At 61.0% G+C, this 15,581-nt stretch carries 16 protein-coding genes; 9 read left to right on the plus strand and 7 right to left on the minus strand.

The annotated features are described in order from the left end of the window. The first annotated feature begins 217 nt into the window (after nucleotides 1-217). A complete protein-coding gene (locus tag VE26_RS17335) occupies nucleotides 218-364 on the plus strand; it encodes a DUF1127 domain-containing protein (protein WP_084619889.1) in 147 nt (48 codons plus the stop codon). Nucleotides 365-436: 72 nt separating this feature from the next. Here the strand turns inward: VE26_RS17335 and ybaK are convergent, their stop codons facing one another. The 3 genes from ybaK to VE26_RS02860 all read right to left on the minus strand — a co-directional run bounded on the left by ybaK (nucleotide 437) and on the right by VE26_RS02860 (nucleotide 4,557). Beyond that, nucleotides 437-910, minus strand: a complete 474-nt coding sequence (gene ybaK, locus VE26_RS02850; RefSeq protein ID WP_046103685.1) for a Cys-tRNA(Pro) deacylase — start codon at nucleotides 908-910, stop codon at nucleotides 437-439. Nucleotides 911-1,025: 115 nt separating this feature from the next. Further along, a complete protein-coding gene (gene rhaI / locus VE26_RS02855) occupies nucleotides 1,026-2,315 on the minus strand; it encodes an L-rhamnose catabolism isomerase (RefSeq protein ID WP_046103686.1) in 1,290 nt (429 codons plus the stop codon). 145 nt (nucleotides 2,316-2,460) lie between these two features. After that, complete coding sequence (locus VE26_RS02860) at nucleotides 2,461-4,557, minus strand: bifunctional rhamnulose-1-phosphate aldolase/short-chain dehydrogenase (protein WP_046103687.1); 2,097 nt, start codon at nucleotides 4,555-4,557, stop codon at nucleotides 2,461-2,463. A 179-nt stretch (nucleotides 4,558-4,736) separates the two neighbouring features. Here VE26_RS02860 and VE26_RS02865 point away from each other — a divergent pair, with 179 nt between their 5' ends. The 6 genes from VE26_RS02865 (at nucleotide 4,737) to rhaM (ending at nucleotide 10,524) form a co-directional block, all read left to right on the plus strand. Next, nucleotides 4,737-5,537 carry a DeoR/GlpR family DNA-binding transcription regulator gene (locus VE26_RS02865; protein ID WP_046103688.1) on the plus strand — a complete coding sequence of 267 codons (801 nt, stop codon included), beginning with the start codon at nucleotides 4,737-4,739 and terminating at the stop codon, nucleotides 5,535-5,537. A gap of 34 nt (nucleotides 5,538-5,571) precedes the next feature. Further along, a complete protein-coding gene (rhaS, locus tag VE26_RS02870) occupies nucleotides 5,572-6,564 on the plus strand; it encodes a rhamnose ABC transporter substrate-binding protein (protein ID WP_046103689.1) in 993 nt (330 codons plus the stop codon). Between the two features lie 147 nt (nucleotides 6,565-6,711). Continuing rightward, entirely contained in the window at nucleotides 6,712-8,217 is a 1,506-nt protein-coding gene (locus VE26_RS02875) for a sugar ABC transporter ATP-binding protein (RefSeq protein WP_046103690.1), read from the plus strand. After that, nucleotides 8,214-9,194, plus strand: a complete 981-nt coding sequence (locus VE26_RS02880; protein ID WP_046103691.1) for an ABC transporter permease — start codon at nucleotides 8,214-8,216, stop codon at nucleotides 9,192-9,194. The genes VE26_RS02875 and VE26_RS02880 overlap by 4 nt, the downstream gene beginning before the upstream one ends. Beyond that, nucleotides 9,191-10,195 (plus strand): ABC transporter permease, encoded by a 1,005-nt coding sequence (locus VE26_RS02885; protein ID WP_046103692.1) that lies wholly within the window; start codon nucleotides 9,191-9,193, stop codon nucleotides 10,193-10,195. Before VE26_RS02880 ends, VE26_RS02885 begins: the two co-directional genes overlap by 4 nt. Further along, on the plus strand, nucleotides 10,192-10,524 hold the full coding sequence (gene rhaM / locus VE26_RS02890) for an L-rhamnose mutarotase (RefSeq protein WP_046103693.1): 333 nt from the start codon (nucleotides 10,192-10,194) through the stop codon (nucleotides 10,522-10,524). The genes VE26_RS02885 and rhaM overlap by 4 nt, the downstream gene beginning before the upstream one ends. 33 nt (nucleotides 10,525-10,557) lie before the next feature. Here rhaM and VE26_RS02895 read toward each other — a convergent pair whose 3' ends face one another. Further along, nucleotides 10,558-11,415, minus strand: a complete 858-nt coding sequence (locus VE26_RS02895; protein WP_046103694.1) for an NAD-dependent epimerase/dehydratase family protein — start codon at nucleotides 11,413-11,415, stop codon at nucleotides 10,558-10,560. A gap of 120 nt (nucleotides 11,416-11,535) precedes the next feature. Between VE26_RS02895 and VE26_RS02900 the strand changes: the two genes are divergently transcribed. Together VE26_RS02900 and VE26_RS02905 are read left to right on the plus strand one after the other, a co-directional pair. Then, nucleotides 11,536-11,916 carry an SH3 domain-containing protein gene (locus VE26_RS02900; protein WP_152658689.1) on the plus strand — a complete coding sequence of 127 codons (381 nt, stop codon included), beginning with the start codon at nucleotides 11,536-11,538 and terminating at the stop codon, nucleotides 11,914-11,916. Nucleotides 11,917-11,999: 83 nt separating this feature from the next. Then, complete coding sequence (locus VE26_RS02905; protein WP_046103696.1) at nucleotides 12,000-13,001, plus strand: asparaginase; 1,002 nt, start codon at nucleotides 12,000-12,002, stop codon at nucleotides 12,999-13,001. A 22-nt stretch (nucleotides 13,002-13,023) separates the two neighbouring features. On the opposite strand, the gene VE26_RS02910 is transcribed toward VE26_RS02905, so the two are convergent. Genes VE26_RS02910 through VE26_RS02920 form a run of 3 tightly spaced genes read right to left on the minus strand, consistent with a single transcriptional unit; the run spans nucleotide 13,024 to nucleotide 15,454 of the window. After that, nucleotides 13,024-13,710, minus strand: coding sequence for an RES family NAD+ phosphorylase (locus VE26_RS02910; protein ID WP_084619891.1), 687 nt, complete (start codon nucleotides 13,708-13,710; stop codon nucleotides 13,024-13,026). Next, nucleotides 13,710-14,117: an MbcA/ParS/Xre antitoxin family protein gene (locus VE26_RS02915; RefSeq protein ID WP_046103697.1), complete on the minus strand. Its 408-nt coding sequence runs from the start codon at nucleotides 14,115-14,117 to the stop codon at nucleotides 13,710-13,712. The genes VE26_RS02910 and VE26_RS02915 overlap by 1 nt, the downstream gene beginning before the upstream one ends. A 50-nt stretch (nucleotides 14,118-14,167) precedes the next feature. Next, nucleotides 14,168-15,454: a TIGR03808 family TAT-translocated repetitive protein gene (locus tag VE26_RS02920; protein WP_152658690.1), complete on the minus strand. Its 1,287-nt coding sequence runs from the start codon at nucleotides 15,452-15,454 to the stop codon at nucleotides 14,168-14,170. Nucleotides 15,455-15,581 lie beyond the last annotated feature (127 nt).

A 15,581-nucleotide genomic window follows, 5' to 3' on the forward strand; every position in this document is an offset into this window, starting at 1 on the left:
AATAGAGGCATGTTGGAAGATAGACGTGTTGTATCAATGGCGTAAGAGACTTCGTTTTGCTGCGATCCTGCTTTTGTTGGGTCGGGGTTCGTGAACCGATTATGAACCATATGCCCCATTCGGTTGCATTGAGTGCATAACGGATGTGCAGATTGGCTACCTACTAATCACGACTAGCATGATCTAGATAAGGGTCATCAAACGAAGGGGAATAAAAATGAACTTTGCCAAGAAGATTGCCGACTACGCCCGTTACCAGCGCACCATGCGCGAACTGAACAGCCTCGACACCCGTCAGCTGAACGATCTGGGCATCACCAAGGGCGACATCAAGTCGATCGCTCGCGGCACTTACGTCGCCTAAGCGACAGACTGTCTGAACTGTCCGACGAAGGCGTCCTCCAGGGCGCCTTTTGTCGTTTTCGGGTGACCGCAGTCACCGGACCAGGTCGGCAATGGCGCAATCCAGAGCCTTGACCAGATCATCGGCGTTGATGCGGATCTGCAACCCGCGCTGACCGCCATTGATGAAGATTTCCGGATAGAGCGTGGCCAGCTCGTCCAAGGCCACGGGCACAGGCTTGCGCTGGCCGAGCGGGCTGATCCCGCCGACCTTGTAGCCGGTTAGCCGTTCGGCATCGGCAGGCTTCATCATGTGCGCCGACTTGCCGCCCAAGGCCGCTGCCAGCTTCTTCATGTTCACTTCCTCGTCCGACGGGACGATGGCACAGACCGGCTTGCCATCGAGTTCGGCCATCAAGGTCTTGAAGACCTCAGCTGGCGATACACCCATGGCCTCGGCCGCCTGCAGGCCTACGCGCTCGGCGTTTGGATCGTAGTCGTAATGGGCCAGCGTGAAGGGGATGCCGGCTTTTGCGAGGGCCTGAGTGGCGGGAGTGGTCTTGGACATGGCTCTGTTCTAGCGCGGGACGTCGTCGCAACAAAAGGCCCGAAGCAAAAGCTTCGGGCCCTTGTCTTCCTCGGCGGGGAGGTGCCTTGGAAAATCGTGTCCAAGGCGTTCGGCTTCAGACGATGCCGCTCGATCCCGCCGCGACCTCGGGACGGATTTCGGCGACCTTGGCGCGATAGCCGGCGGCGCGATAGACGGCCAGCGGATCAATGGCTCCACCCTGATCCAGGCGCGCCTGCGCCAGGATCGGCTCGACATCAGTACGGAAAGCCCGTCGCAATTCCAGCGTTGCGGCGAGCGCGTCATTGCCCTCCTGCGCGGCCTTGAGTGCCTCGCGGTCCACCAGCAATGCCTGGGCATAAGCGCGCTGCACGTCGGCGGCAGAGAGCATCAGCGACTCGATCGGGTCGGTGACGTTGTGACTCTGGTCAAGCATATGGGCGGGGTGGAAATCGGCGTCGCGGCTTTCGGCGTCCACCAGCTCGTTGAAGACGAGGAACAGGCGGAACGGGTCAATGGAACCGGCGTCGAGATCGTCATCGCCATATTTGCTGTCGTTGAAATGGAAGCCGCCGAGCTTGCCGAACTGGGCGAGGCGGGAGACGATCATCTCGATGTTGACGTTGGGCGCATGGTGGCCGAGATCGACGAGGCAATAGGCCTTCTCGCCCAGTTCCTTGGCAATGAGGTAATTGGTGCCCCAATCCTGCACGACCGTCGAATAGAAGGCCGGCTCATACATCTTGTGTTCGGTATAGACGCGCCAGTCATCAGGCAGGGCGGCATAGATCGACTTCATCGCGTCGAGATAATGCTCAAACTGGGTGGCGAAATTGACCTGGCCGGGGAAGTTCGAGCCGTCACCGATCCACACGGTCAGCGCCTTGGAGCCGATGGTCTTGCCGATCTCGATACATTCGAGATTGTGCTCGATGGCCTGGTTGCGCGTGGCAGCATCCGACGCTGAGAGCGAGCCGAACTTGTAGCTCTGCAACTGGCCCTTGGCATCGGAGAAAGTGTTCGAATTCATGGCGTCGAAGCCGAGATTGAAGCGGGATGCCGCCTGCTTCAGCCGGTTCGGATCCGCCTTGTCCCACGGAATGTGGAGCGACACGGTCTTGGTTGCCTGGGTCAGCTGGGCGATGACGGCGCAATCCTCGATCTTGTCGAAAATATCACGCGGCTCGCCCTTGCCGGGAAAGCGGGCAAAGCGCGTGCCGCCCGTGCCCACGCCCCAAGAGGGAACCGCGACGGAGAATTGGGCCACCTTCTTCTTGATTGCATCGATGGCGATGCCGCGCCGGTCGAGGCGCTCGCCCAGGGAATCGTAGTCGACGCGCAGATCGGCCTCGCGGGCGGCATTATCGGCTTCGATGATGGATGGGTCGATAATGTGTTCGGTCATTTTATACTCCTCCAAGGAAGGCCCCTCACCGGCCTTCGGCCGACCTCTCCGCAAAGGGAGAGGTGTCGCCGCGCGACGAGAGCCCCCACCCTTTCCCTCGGCGAGAGGTCGCCGCGCAGCGGCGGGTGAGGGGGCCTTGTTAGTGCTACCGCGGAAAACTCTGGGCGTTGCCCGCGTCGACGTTGAGAATATTGCCGGTGGACTTGGCCGAGGCTTCAGAGGCGAAGAAATAGATGGCTTCGGCGATGTCTTCGGGGAAGACGCTGCGCTTCAGCATGGAGCGCTCGCGGTACATTTCCTCAAGGCCATCCTTGTCGGTCTTGTAGGTCGAGGCGCGCTGTTCCAGCCATTCTCCGGCCCAGATTTTCGAGCCACGCAGCACAGCGTCCGGATTGACCGTGTTAACACGGATCTGCTCACCTGCACCCTCAAGGGCAAGGCAGCGCGCGAGATGAATTTCGGCGGCCTTGGCCGTGCAATAGGCGGCGGCATTGGGCGAGGCGGCGAGGCCGTTCTTGCTGGCGACGAACACGACATTGCCGCCGATCTTCTGTTGGCGGAACAGTCGGAAGGCCTCGCGCGAGACGAGGAAATAGCCCGTGGACAGGATGTCCATGTTCTTGTTCCACAAATCGAGCGTGGTGTCCTCAATTGGCGCGGAAGAAGCCAGACCAGCATTGGAGACCAGGATGTCGAGGCCGCCGAACTCGACCACGGCATGGGCAAAGCCGGCAATGACCTGGTCTTCGCGGGTAACGTTGATGTTGACGGGGCGGACCATGTCCTCGCCGAAGATGCCGGAGAGTTCCACGGTCGCGTTATCGAGCGCGGACTGGTCGATATCGGCAAGCACGACGCAGGCCCCTTCGCGCAGCAGGCGCGCCGCCGTGGCCTTGCCGATGCCGCCGGCCCCGCCGGTGACCAGGGCAATTCTGCCGGCGAGGGATTTCGGCTTGGGCATGCGCTGGAGCTTGGCCTCTTCGAGCAGCCAATATTCGATGTCGAAGGCTTCCTGCTCGGGCAGGCCCTGATATTCGGAGACGGTCGAGGCGCCGCGCATCACATTGATAGCGTTGACATAGAACTCGCCGGAAATGCGGGCCGTGGCCTTGTCCTTGGCGAAGGTGATCATGCCGACGCCCGGGATCAGGTAGACGACGGCGTTGGGATCGCGGATGGCGGGCGAATTGTCATGGCGGCAGCGCTCGTAATAGGCCGCGTAATCGGCGCGGTAGTCGGCGATCTGATCGGCGAGACCGGCGATGACGGCATCGACATCGGGGTTTTGGGGATCGAAATCGATCACAAGCGGGCGGATCTTGGTGCGCAGGAAATGGTCGGGACAGGAAGTGCCGAGCGCCGCGAGTGGGCGTAGGTTGTTGGAATTGACGAATTCGAGCACCGCGTCGCTATCGTCGAAATGGCCCAGCTTGTGGCTGTCTTCCGAGATGAAGCCGCGAATCTTGGGCATCAGCTTGGCGGCGATGGCGCGGCGCTCTTCGGCGGGCAGCGACTGCACGGCTCCGCCGCCGAAAATGGTCTTGCCTTCGGTTTCCTTCTCAAACCATTCGATCGCCTGGTTGATGATGGCAACGGTGGTCTCGTAGCATTCCTTCGGCGTGTCGCCCCAAGTGAATAGACCATGGGATTCGAGCACGACGCCCTTGGCGTTCGGGTTATCGAGACAGAATTTTTCGAGCCACAGGCCGAGCTCGAAGCCTGGCTTCTTCCAGGGCAGCCAGCCGATCGCGTCGCCGAAGATCCGCTGCGTCAGCTCTTTCGAGTTTTTCGATGCAGCGATGGCGATGATCGCATCCGGGTGCATGTGATCGACATAGGGCCGGTTCACAAAGGCATGGAGCGGGGTGTCTATCGAGGAGGCGCGCGGGTTGAGATTGAAGGTGGCGTGGGGGAGGTAGCCCACCATCTCGTCTTCGTGCTCGACGCCGCGATAGAGGCCCTTCAAGGCGCGCAGCTTGTCCATGTAGAGGGTGGCAAAGCCGTCGAGCTTGATCGAGGCATTGTCGCCGCCCGAGCCTTTCACCCAGAGAACCTGGACCTCGTCACCGGTCAGCGGATCTTTCTGCCAGATTTTCGACGAAGTGTTCCCGCCGCCGTAATTGGTGACGCGCTTGTCCGACCCGAGAAGGTTCGAACGGTAGACCAAGCGCTCCGGCTCGCCCATCGACGCTGCCTTGGCGTCGTCCCACTTGTTTTCGAGGCGCTTGGGCGCGGTGGACATGACTTTTCCTCCAGATCGGCAGCAAACGTTTTGGCGGAAGAGGGCATGACTGACCCTGGGATGTCAATCATCCTCGATCATTAATTGTCATCAATGCGCGATAATGATCGAAAATGCTATCTTGGTGATTGACTCTGATCGCAAGCGGTGGAAGGAAATGTGCCTAGGGAGTATCAGCTTTGCACGAAACGGAACGCCACCGCGTTATTCTTGCCGCCGCACAGTCCCGCCCCGTGGTCACCGTGGGCGAGCTTTGCGAGGTCACGAATTCGTCGGAAGCCACCATTCGGCGGGACATCGCGGCGCTGCACGTGCAGGGCAAGCTGCGCCGGGTACGGGGCGGAGCGGAAGCCATAAATCCCCCGGCGCAGGGTGGGTTGATGGGACGGCCCTTTTCAGTCAACGAAACGATCAACATGGCGCAAAAGCGCGCAATCGCGCGCGTTGCCGCCGAGATGTGCGCTGACGGCGAGCCGATAATCATCAATGGCGGCACAACCACCTACCAGATGGTGCATCACCTGACGGCCAAGCGGCTCAGCGTTTTCACCAACAGCTTCGCCATTGCCGAGTTCCTCATCCACAATTCGCGCAACTCGGTCGTCATTCCCGGCGGCACCGTCTATCGCGAGCAGAATGTCATTCTCTCGCCTTTTGGCGGCGTGGTGGCATCGCACTTTTACGCAAAACGAATGTTCATCGGCTGCCAGGGCATAGGCGCCCATGGCCTCATGGAGGCCGACCCGATGGTCGTCCAGTCCGAACTGGCGCTGATCGGGCAGGCCGACGAGCTCATCGTGCTCGCTGACTCCTCGAAATTTTCCGGCCGCTCGAGCCTTATTCTCTGCGGCCTGGATCGAATTGCCGCTGTCGTTACCGATGCCGGCATTCGCGACGAAGACCGACAAATGCTCGAAACGGCAGGCGTCCGGCTCATCGTGGCGGACGCAACCCCTCAGGCACAGTCGAGCGTGGCCTGAGATCAAACGAAAAGACCTTAGGGAGGACCTTTTTATGAACTTGTTCAAACTGCTGGCCGCGACGGCCACTGTGGCCGTGATGATCGCGGCACCGGCTGCCGCGCAGGACCAGACGCGTATCGCTTTGGTCGTCAAATCGCTTGGCAACGGCTTCTTTGACGCCGCTGCCAAGGGTGCCGAAGAGGCGGCAGCCGAGCTCGGCGACGTCGAGTTGATCTATACCGGGCCGACAGCTGCGACCGCTGAAGCCCAGATCGAAGTGGTCAATTCTCTCATCGCTCAGCAGGTCGATGCCATCGCGATTTCGGCGAACGATCCGGACGCCCTGGTGCCTGCACTGCAGCGCGCCATGGAACGCGGCATCAAGGTGATCTCCTGGGATTCGGGTGTTGCGCCCGAGGGTCGCCAGCTGCACCTCAACCCCTCTGACGTCAACCTGATCGGTGAAACCATTATCAAGCTGGCTGCCGATTATCTGCCCGAAGGCGGTGACGTGGCCATTCTGTCGGCGGCGTCCACCGCGACCAACCAGAATGCCTGGATCGAAGCTGCCAAGGCCGTCATCCCCGAGAAGTTCCCCAATATCAATCTCGTGGCAACGGTCTATGGGGACGACGACTCGGTAAAATCGACTGAAGAGGCACGGGGCCTGATTGCCGCTTACCCGGATCTCAAGGCCATTATCGCCCCGACCACCGTGGGCGTGGTCGCCGCCGCGCAGGTCGTCACCGACCAGAACCTGATCGGACAGATCAACGTCACCGGCCTGGCCCTGCCGTCCGAGTTCAAGCAGTTCATCGACAATGGCGCAAGCCAGGCGGTGGCCCTGTGGAACCCGATCGATCTCGGTTATTCGGCCGTGTTCCTGGCCAAGGCGTTGGTGGATGGCGAAGAAGCCGCGCCGGGCGCCACCTTCTCGATCGGCAAGGTTGGCGAAGTCACGCTCGACGACACCAATTCAGCCGCTATGGCTGCGCCGTTCCAGTTCGATGCGTCCAACATCGAAGAGTTCTCCAAGATCTATTGATCTTGTTCACCTCTCCCTGGGGGGAGAGGTCGACGCGCAGCGGCGGGTCAGGGGCCTTTCCATGCTCAGGAAGGCCCCTCACCCCAACCCTCTGCCCCCAGGGGAGAGGGGATCGCATCCATTGCGCGCAGACGCCAAGGAAGACGCATGACCGACCCCATCCTCACCCTTTCCGGCATATCCAAGAGCTTTCCCGGCGTGCGGGCGCTCAACGACGTGTCGTTGGAGCTTTATGCCGGCGAGGTCACGGCGCTGATCGGGGAAAATGGAGCGGGCAAGTCGACCTTGGTCAAGACCATGACCGGCATCTATCAGCCCGACGACGGCGAAATCCTGGTAAGGGGTCAGGCGATCAGCCTGCCCACGGCAATTTCGGCATCGCAGGCCGGCATCACCGCCATCCACCAGGAAACGGTGCTGTTCGACGAGTTGAGCGTGGCCGAGAACATTTATCTGGGGCATGCACCGCGGACCCGCTTTGGGCTGATCGACTGGAAGACAATGCGCCGGGAAGCGCAACTCACACTCGACTCCATGGCCGCCGGCATCGACGCCGCCATGCCGCTCAAGGAATTGGGCATCGCCAAGAAGCATCTGGTGGCAGTGGCGCGCGCGCTGAGCGTCGATGCGCAGGTCGTCATCATGGACGAGCCCACCGCGGCCTTGTCCCAGAAGGAAATCGAAGAGCTTTACGTGCTGGTCGACCTGCTCAAACAGGACGGAAAGGCCATCCTCTTCATTTCGCACAAATTCGACGAGATTTACCGAATTGCCGATCGCTACACCGTGTTCCGCGACGGCGAAATGGTGGGCAAGGGCTTTATCAAAGACACGCCGCAGAACGAAATCGTCAAGCTGATGGTGGGCCGTTCCGTCGATCAGATTTTCCCGGCGCGCAAGGCCAGCATCGGCGAAACCGTGCTGGAGGTGAGCGGGCTGAGCCACCCGACAGAATTCGAGGACGTCTCCTTCTCGGTCCGCAAAGGGGAAATCCTGGGTTTTTACGGCCTGGTCGGGGCAGGGCGGTCCGAAGTCATGCAGGCTGTGTTTGGCATGACCAAACCTTCCGGCGGCGCGATGGTGCTGGAGGGCAAAACCATTGCGCCCCTGTCGCCAGCTGATGCGGTGGAGGCGGGCATTGTCTATGTACCCGAGGAACGCGGCAAGCAGGGCGTCATCACCGGCGAGCCGATCTTCAAGAACGTGTCGCTGCCCAGCCTTGGCAAGACCAGCCGCTCCGGCTTCCTGCTTATGGCTGAGGAATTCAGGCTGGCGCGCACCTATACCGAGCGGCTGGACCTGCGCGCTTCATCACTCAGCCAGAATGTATCCACCCTTTCCGGCGGCAACCAGCAGAAGGTGGTGATCGCCAAGTGGCTGGCAACTTTGCCAAGGGTGATCATTCTCGACGAGCCTACCAAGGGCATCGATATCGGCTCGAAGGCGGCCGTACATGAATTCATGGGGGAATTGGTGGCACAGGGTTTGAGCGTGATCATGGTCTCGTCCGAGCTTCCCGAAGTGCTGGGCATGAGCGACCGCATCGTGGTCATGCGCGAAGGCCTTGTGGTCGACATTCTGGACAATGAAAACCTGCAGCCCGAAACCCTGGTGCGCCTTGCTGCCGGCATTGCCGCGGAGCAGGCCGCATGACCCGGCTGTTCAGGAACCGTGAAATCTGGCTGGCGCTGGCGATCATTGCCGTCATCGTGCTCGTGACGTGGCGCTTCAGCCGGTTCAGCCAGCCATCCAACCTGCTGACCATTCTCAACGACACATCCATCCTGATGATGCTTGCACTCGGGCAGATGGTGGTGATCCTGACCCGCTCCATCGACCTGTCCATGGCCTCGAACCTGGCGCTTACCGGCATGATCGTGGCCATGGTCAATGCAGCATTCCCGATGATACCGATCCCCTTCCTGATTGCCGGATGCATCATTGTCGGTGGGGCGCTCGGGGCGTTCAACGGTATCCTCGTGTGGAAGCTCGATATTCCGCCTATCGTGGTGACGCTCGGCACGCTGACAATTTTCCGGGGCCTGGTCTTCGTCATTTCCGGCGGCGCCTGGGTCAATGCCGCGCAGATGAGCCCCGATTTCATCCAGCTCCAGCGCGGATCCCTTATCGGCCTGCCGATCCTGACCTGGTTTGCCATCGTTGTGGCGGCGCTGTTCTTCGTGCTGATGACGCGCACGCCAATGGGTCGCTCCTTCTATGCCATCGGCGTCAATCCGACGGCATCGGTCTATACTGGCATCAATGTGGGACGTACCAAGTTCCTGGCTTTCGTTATATCCGGCGCGGTCTCGGGGCTGTGCGGCTATCTCTGGATTTCGCGCTATGTGATCGCCTCCGTGGAGGTAGCCAGCGGCTACGAGCTGACCATCATCGCTGCCTGCGTCATCGGTGGCGTTTCCATCGCCGGTGGCATCGGCACCGTCGCTGGAGCGCTGCTTGGCGCCCTCTTCCTGGGCGTCGTCAACAATGCTCTACCGGTTATCGGGGTGTCGCCCTTCTGGCAGATGGCCATTTCGGGCGCTGCGATCCTGATCGCCGTGGTGCTCAACGCCCGCGGTGAGACGCGGAAAGGGCGCATCATCCTCAAGAAAGCCGAGGTGGCCGCATGACCGACACAACCTCGACAGTCCGGCGCCTTCCTGACCGGCTCGACAATCCGTTCAGGTCGGCCCTGCTCAGCTGGGAAAGCTTGCTGGTCCTGGTGGCGATCGGCATCTTTGTCGCCAATTCGATCGCCTCGCCTTATTTCCTCAACGCCTGGTCGCTCAGCGACATGACGTTCAATTTCACCGAGAAGGCGTTGATTGCCCTCGCCATGGCGCTGGTCATCATCACCGGCGAGATCGACCTGTCGGTCGCCTCGATCATTGCCCTGGCTTCGACGCTGATGGGGCTGGTGCTCAACGCCTTCGGAGCGCCCACGCCCGTCCTTGTGCTCGTTGGCATCCTGACAGGGCTTGCCTGTGGCGCCTTCAACGGTTTTCTCGTCACCGTGCTGAAACTGCCCTCCATCGTGGTCACCATCGGCACCATGAGCCTGTTCCGTGGCATTGCCTTTATCATTCTGGGCGATCAGAGCTTCGGTGGTTATCCGCGTGACTTTGCCTGGTTCGGACAAGGCTATGTTTTCTGGGTCATCTCTTTCGAACTGGTTCTCTTCCTCGTCGCCGCCGTCATTTTCTATGTGCTGCTCCACCGCACCAATTTCGGTCGACGCGTCTTTGCCATCGGCAATAATGCGACCGCGGCGCAGTTTTCCGGCGTCAGGGTGGATCGCATCAAGTTCGTGCTGTTTTGCCTCACCGGCCTCATGAGCGGCATTGCGGCCGTGTTGCTGACAGCGCGACTAGGCTCGACACGTCCTTCAATTGCGCAGGGCTTCGAACTTGATGTCATCACCATGGTGGTGCTCGGGGGGGTCTCCATCCTGGGAGGCGCCGGTTCCATCATCGGCGTTGTGCTCGCGGCGTTGATCATCGGTCTTGTCACCTTCGGGCTCGGTCTGCTGAACGTGCCAGGCATCGTCATGTCGATCTTTACCGGCACGCTGCTGATCGTGGTGATCGCGCTGCCGATCCTGTGGCGGATGTGGAAGGAAAAACGGGCATGATCATCGATGACGGCTTCGAGAAACACGCCTTCAAGATGAAACTCAATCCTGGCATGGCCGCAGAATATCGCCGCCGCCATGACGCGATCTTTCCCGAACTGGTCGACCTGCTGCATGCCGCCGGGGTGAAGGACTATTCCATTCATCTCGACGAGGAGACGAACACGCTGATCGGCGTGCTATGGCGCCGGGTCGACCACACGATGGCCGACCTGCCGAGCACCGAGGTGATGAAACGATGGTGGGCCCACATGGCCGACATCATGGCCACCAATGAAAGCAACGAGCCCGTTTCGGTCGATCTCGTTCCCATGTTCTGGATGAAATAGGGCGAGACGCGCCAGGTCCTACCGGCACATAGGCTAGACCTCGTTGCGCCAGCTGAATTGCGGCGAGTAGCCCAGCATCCGTTTGGCCTTGTCGATGGAGAGCAGCGTGGAATTCGTGGCAATATTGCCCCGCTGCTCGACATCGGGGAACACTTCGGCCAATAGCGACATATTTGACCGGCTCATTACCGAATCCGCATTGGCAATGACGAAGGCTTCAAAGCCCTTGAAGTCTGCCTGAATGGAGCGGCGAACGGCCTGGGCGCCGTCGCGGGCGTCGATATAGGCCCAGAGGTTCCACTTGCGCCTTGGGGGGTCGGTGTCGAAGCCGGGGAAGGCTGCATAATCCTCAGGATACATGACATTGGAGAAGCGCAGCCCCACCATGCGCAGATCCGGGTCCCAACGGCAGAACTGAGCCGCCATGGTCTCGTCAAGCAACTTGCCCAGCGAATAGGCGCTTTCGGGGCGTGGAAAATAGTCCTCGTCGACAGGCACATACGGCGGTGGAGTGTCGAATGGCAGGCCCAAGACGGTCTCGCTTGAGGCGAACACCACATTCTTGATACCAGCCAGCCGGCACGCCTCGAAGACGTTGTAGCTGGCACTCATATTGTTGGTGATGGTTCTGGCATTGGCGGCGAGGCCGGGCGCGGGAATAGCCGCCAGATGCACCACGGCGTCGAAGGGACCGCCACGCTCATCGATGCCACCCAGGATAGCGGCGGAGACCTCGCCGAAATTGGTGAGATCGATGCGGACACTCGGGCAGATAGGTTCAGGCAAGGCCTGCTGGTCCAGATTGAGCACGTCGTAGCCGTGTTGCACGAGATCGCGCAGCACTGCCCGTCCCAGCTTGCCACTGCCGCCGGTGACCAGAACTTTTGCCATGACAGATATCCTCCTTGAGTGCCTGCATTGTTGGTGGGGCAGGCGGGCAGCGCAAGGAGAAAACGCTGGTTCAACATGAACGCTATCTGAACGGCGGGGTCAGCCGAAGTTCAAGCCGCCGTGACTATCCTCGGCTCCAGTTTCGAATTTCAGGGGCAAAACATGAACAAATCTCAGGAGAAAGTGCTGCTGGCCACCCTGTGTGGCCTGGTAATGACCGCAGCCGCCGCCCTCGCGGTTCAGCCGGCCATGGCCGCCGGATACGCAGTCGAAGGACCCGCGCAAGTCACCGGCGTGGCGCGCTGGGACGACCTCAACGTGCGTAAATGGCCTGCGAGCTATTCGCAGCAAACCGGATTGCTCGCGCCGGGAGCCCATGTCTGGGTCGAGCGATGCATCGAGGTCCGCAATTCCTCGGACTGGTGCCTTGTCGAGCGCAATTCTATCAGGGGATGGGTGAACTCCCGCTTCCTGACGCCGCTTGCGGATAAAGATATCTAGAGCGTTTGACTGCCTTCAACCATGCATGTTGACTTGTCCGGCCCTTTTGCTGTTCGTGGCAGCAAAGGGCCGGAGTTTATGACATGGACGCCAATCCGATTCTCGCAGAGGCCGTGCGCGGCAACTGGGTCGAAAATCGCCACCGGGGTGCCTTCGTCATCGTCGATGCGGATGGGAACCTAATCGCTTCGGGCGGAGACGTGTCGCGACCGGTGTTCCCACGCTCGGCCATCAAGTCGATGCAGGCGCTGGCAATCTTCGACCACCATGCCGCAGAGAAATTTCATCATCGCAGCGAAGAACTGGCCCTAGCCTGTGCCTCGCACCATGGGGAGGAGGAGCATTTGAACAATGTCTCTCATTTCCTCGAACGCATGGGGCTGTCGGCAAGCGACCTCGAATGCGGCGCCCATATGCCCACCAATGGCAAGGCCCGCGCCGCCTTGCGCGCAGCGGGGCAGGAGCCGAGCGCGCTGCACAACAATTGCTCTGGCAAGCATTCCGGCATGCTGAGCGTGGCACTGGCCATGGGGATCGATCCCAAGGGCTATGTCGATCGTGAGCACGACGTGCAAAAGGCCGTGCGTGCCGCGGTGGAGGGTGTGATCGGAGAGGGGCTGACCGAAGATCGTTGTGGCACCGATGGTTGCTCCATCCCAACCTGGGCGGCGCCGCTCAGCGCATGGGCGCTCGGTTTTGCCCGGATGGCAACGGGCAAGGGCTTGAGCGAGGCGCATGGCCATGGGGCCAGGGCGTTGTTCGATGCGGCCACGACCCATCCGCACCTCGTAGCCGGAACGGGGCATCTCGATACGCTTGTCATGGAAGCGTTCGAGGGGCGGCTTATGCAAAAGGGCGGCGCGGAAGGCGTCCAGTGCGGCGCTATCCGCGACAAGGGCTGGGGCTATGCGCTGAAATGCGACGACGGCAACATGGCCGCCAGCCACGCCATGGTCGCCGCTTTGCTGCTGAAATATGCCCAGCCGGATGCGGCGCAGCGCAGCGTGCTCGAACAGTTTGTCCGGCAACCGACGAAGAATGTGCGCGGCATGCGCGTTGGTGAATTGCGGGCAGTAGGCTTTTAGGGGACAGGCTCAAGCCAGAGCGTCATAGCGCGAAGATCGCCTGGGTGGCGCAGTTGCGGATACGGTCCACCCTGGCGCCGTCCCAATGGAAGTCGTAGTGGTCTGCCTGCACTGGCGGCGCCAGCAGGTCGGGCCAAAACAGCCCGGCGCATTCCCCTCCCGGGCAGCGGACACTGGTGTAGATGACCCCATTGCTGCCTGCGGCGCGAAGAGCGCGGCCCACCGCCTGGGATGCCGCGTAATCGTCAGGATCATGACAATCGGGGAACGTCCGCAGGTCGTGCAGATCAGCGTCCAGCCGAGTTACCAACATGCGGAATTGCGACGTCCAGCCCGGCTCTTCATGGGTGGCGCGCATCAGCCGTGCATGATGATACGCCACCTCGCGGATCGCCACTTCGTCGCGATCGCCCAGGCTTAATACGCCATAGGCACCGTCAGTGAAGCGCCCGGGGCGGTCTCGGCTGACATGAACGAAAGGCGCCATGAGATAGCTCGCGCCGGGGCCGGACACCCGTCGTGCGGGCGGTACCAGATCGAGCCGGCCCAGATGTTCCCAGACGCGCGGATTGGTCTTGGCTTCAGCCGAGGCCAGGGCCTCCCAATCGCTTGGATCGGCAATATCCTCGAAGAGGTCGATGGGGGGATAGATCGAGCGGATCAGTCGGTAGGCTTTGAGCCAGTTGATCGCAACCGTTTCGGGCGTCATCAGGCCCCACGTGTCGCATCGAGCCAGGTCCTGACCCGCGCCAGGGAAAAAATATCTCCCGCAGTCATGATTGCCACAGCACTTTGACCGCCGAATGCGGGATTGGGCTTGCGGACCCAGGCATAGCCACGCTCGGGGTCGGTGAAGAGGTAGCGCAGGCCCTTGTGAATGCCCATCAGCAGGGATAAACGCGTTGCCAGATCGCGGTCGATGCGACCTATTTCTCCCGCTTTCCACCGGGCGTAGGTTCGCGCCGCTAGCCCTCCGAGAATGTCGCGGGCTTCCGCATCGGACAGCTTCCAATGTTCGAACAGACGAAGCACGGCGCGCACCATGGCCTGCGCCTCCGCTTCAGTTACGCGAGGGGCTTCCGGTTCAGCCTCAGTCCGCGGCAGTTCCTTCAACATGTCTCGTCTCCTAATGGCGAAAATAGGAGATTTTGTGCCAAATGGCAACGCTAAAGCAGCGTTACATGCGGATAGCGTTCCGTAGCGCTGGCAAGATCAGGCTCTGCAACCTCGGTCCACAGCATTCCCGCAAGGCCATGCTGGCGCGCGTCAATGCGATTTCCGCCAATTGTGACGCCGCCGGCGCCATCAGCCAGGCTGACCCCGATCCCGATATCGCTGGCCGTCACCACGTTGTCCGCAATGACGACATTGCGCAGATAGGGCCCCCAACCCGCACCAATGGCCACGCCAGGCACGTTCTCCACCACATTTCCAGTAATGGCCGTGTCGGCTTCAGCGAAGATGCCAAGCGGAATCGTGTCCGGATTGACGGCGGAAGACGGTGTGATGTTGCGCACGATATTGCCCGAACACACGGCCAATGCCCCGCCCACATCCATATTGGTGATGGAAATGCCGGTCGCGGCGGTATCGACCACGTTCTGGGCAATGATGGAGCCGGAAAACCCGAACTCGGAGAAAATCGCCACCTCGCCGGAGCTGCGGCATTGATTGCCGGTCACCTGGGTGTTGCGGGTGGTATTGAGGCGAATGGCCGTAAAAGCGCTGTCACTGATATGGTTGTCGGCGACGATCACCTCGTCGGCCAGGTAGACATTGATGCCGTTGCCGTTCTGCCCGTTGCCGCCATCCCGCCAATCCGTGGCCGAGATTCGATTGTTGACGACAATGGAGCCATCCAGGCCGCTCTCCTGTCGCCAGATGCGAATGCCGGCATTGCCGCACTTGGCAATGCGGTTGCTGGCGACAAGGAGCCCAACACTATCGAGCGCATGGATGGCGGCATCGCCATGGCCGGCGAAATCGCAGTCCCTAAGTGTGGCGGCACTGGCCAAGAGATTGAGGGCAATGCCCGGACTGTCTCGGAACAGGCATCGCTCCAGCGTGATACCCGAGCTGCTCTCGATGCTCAGAAGGGGCTCGGAGCCGCTGTCGCCGGCAAAGCCGATATCGCGCAATACCAGATCGGATTGTGCGGTGATCGCGCCGATCGAGCGACCCATGCCCACCAGCCAGGTGGCGCCGGGCACACCTTCTATGAGCAGATTGGACGGAAAGCGGAGGCCGCTGGCACGGAATCGGCCGGCAGGCAGGCTCAGACGCCCTGACCCTGACGCGGCATGAATTGCGTCCTGCAGGACGATCGACTGATCGGCAGCCGACTGCGGATCGAGGATAGCGAGCTGGGCCTGCGCCGATTGAGGCAAGATCAGCGCGAGGCCGGAAAGACCGGCGAGCACATGGCGGCGATGGACAGGAATGGACTGGCGCATGCCGCCATTGTGCCGGTTTTTGCTACCGAGGCGAGGCAAAGCCCGCAATGTGGTGAATGGCTTTGCTTGTTCGGCAGCAGGGCAGGTGGCTATAACGGGGCGAGTCTCTTCATGACAGGTGATCCGG

Source organism: Devosia chinhatensis (assembly GCF_000969445.1).
GTDB classification, from domain to species: Bacteria; Pseudomonadota; Alphaproteobacteria; order Rhizobiales; family Devosiaceae; genus Devosia; species Devosia chinhatensis.

Coding starts and splice junctions, on each gene's coding strand:
- VE26_RS02885 (WP_046103692.1), top strand. CDS start 9,191: ATGACCGACACAACCTCGACAGTCCGGCGCCTTCCTGACCGGCTCGAC.
- VE26_RS02920 (WP_152658690.1), bottom strand. CDS start 15,454: ATGCGCCAGTCCATTCCTGTCCATCGCCGCCATGTGCTCGCCGGTCTT.
- rhaS (WP_046103689.1), top strand. CDS start 5,572: ATGAACTTGTTCAAACTGCTGGCCGCGACGGCCACTGTGGCCGTGATG.
- rhaI (WP_046103686.1), bottom strand. CDS start 2,315: ATGACCGAACACATTATCGACCCATCCATCATCGAAGCCGATAATGCC.
- VE26_RS02895 (WP_046103694.1), bottom strand. CDS start 11,415: ATGGCAAAAGTTCTGGTCACCGGCGGCAGTGGCAAGCTGGGACGGGCA.
- VE26_RS17335 (WP_084619889.1), top strand. CDS start 218: ATGAACTTTGCCAAGAAGATTGCCGACTACGCCCGTTACCAGCGCACC.
- VE26_RS02880 (WP_046103691.1), top strand. CDS start 8,214: ATGACCCGGCTGTTCAGGAACCGTGAAATCTGGCTGGCGCTGGCGATC.
- VE26_RS02875 (WP_046103690.1), top strand. CDS start 6,712: ATGACCGACCCCATCCTCACCCTTTCCGGCATATCCAAGAGCTTTCCC.
- rhaM (WP_046103693.1), top strand. CDS start 10,192: ATGATCATCGATGACGGCTTCGAGAAACACGCCTTCAAGATGAAACTC.
- VE26_RS02860 (WP_046103687.1), bottom strand. CDS start 4,557: ATGTCCACCGCGCCCAAGCGCCTCGAAAACAAGTGGGACGACGCCAAG.
- VE26_RS02905 (WP_046103696.1), top strand. CDS start 12,000: ATGGACGCCAATCCGATTCTCGCAGAGGCCGTGCGCGGCAACTGGGTC.
- ybaK (WP_046103685.1), bottom strand. CDS start 910: ATGTCCAAGACCACTCCCGCCACTCAGGCCCTCGCAAAAGCCGGCATC.
- VE26_RS02915 (WP_046103697.1), bottom strand. CDS start 14,117: ATGTTGAAGGAACTGCCGCGGACTGAGGCTGAACCGGAAGCCCCTCGC.
- VE26_RS02910 (WP_084619891.1), bottom strand. CDS start 13,710: ATGACGCCCGAAACGGTTGCGATCAACTGGCTCAAAGCCTACCGACTG.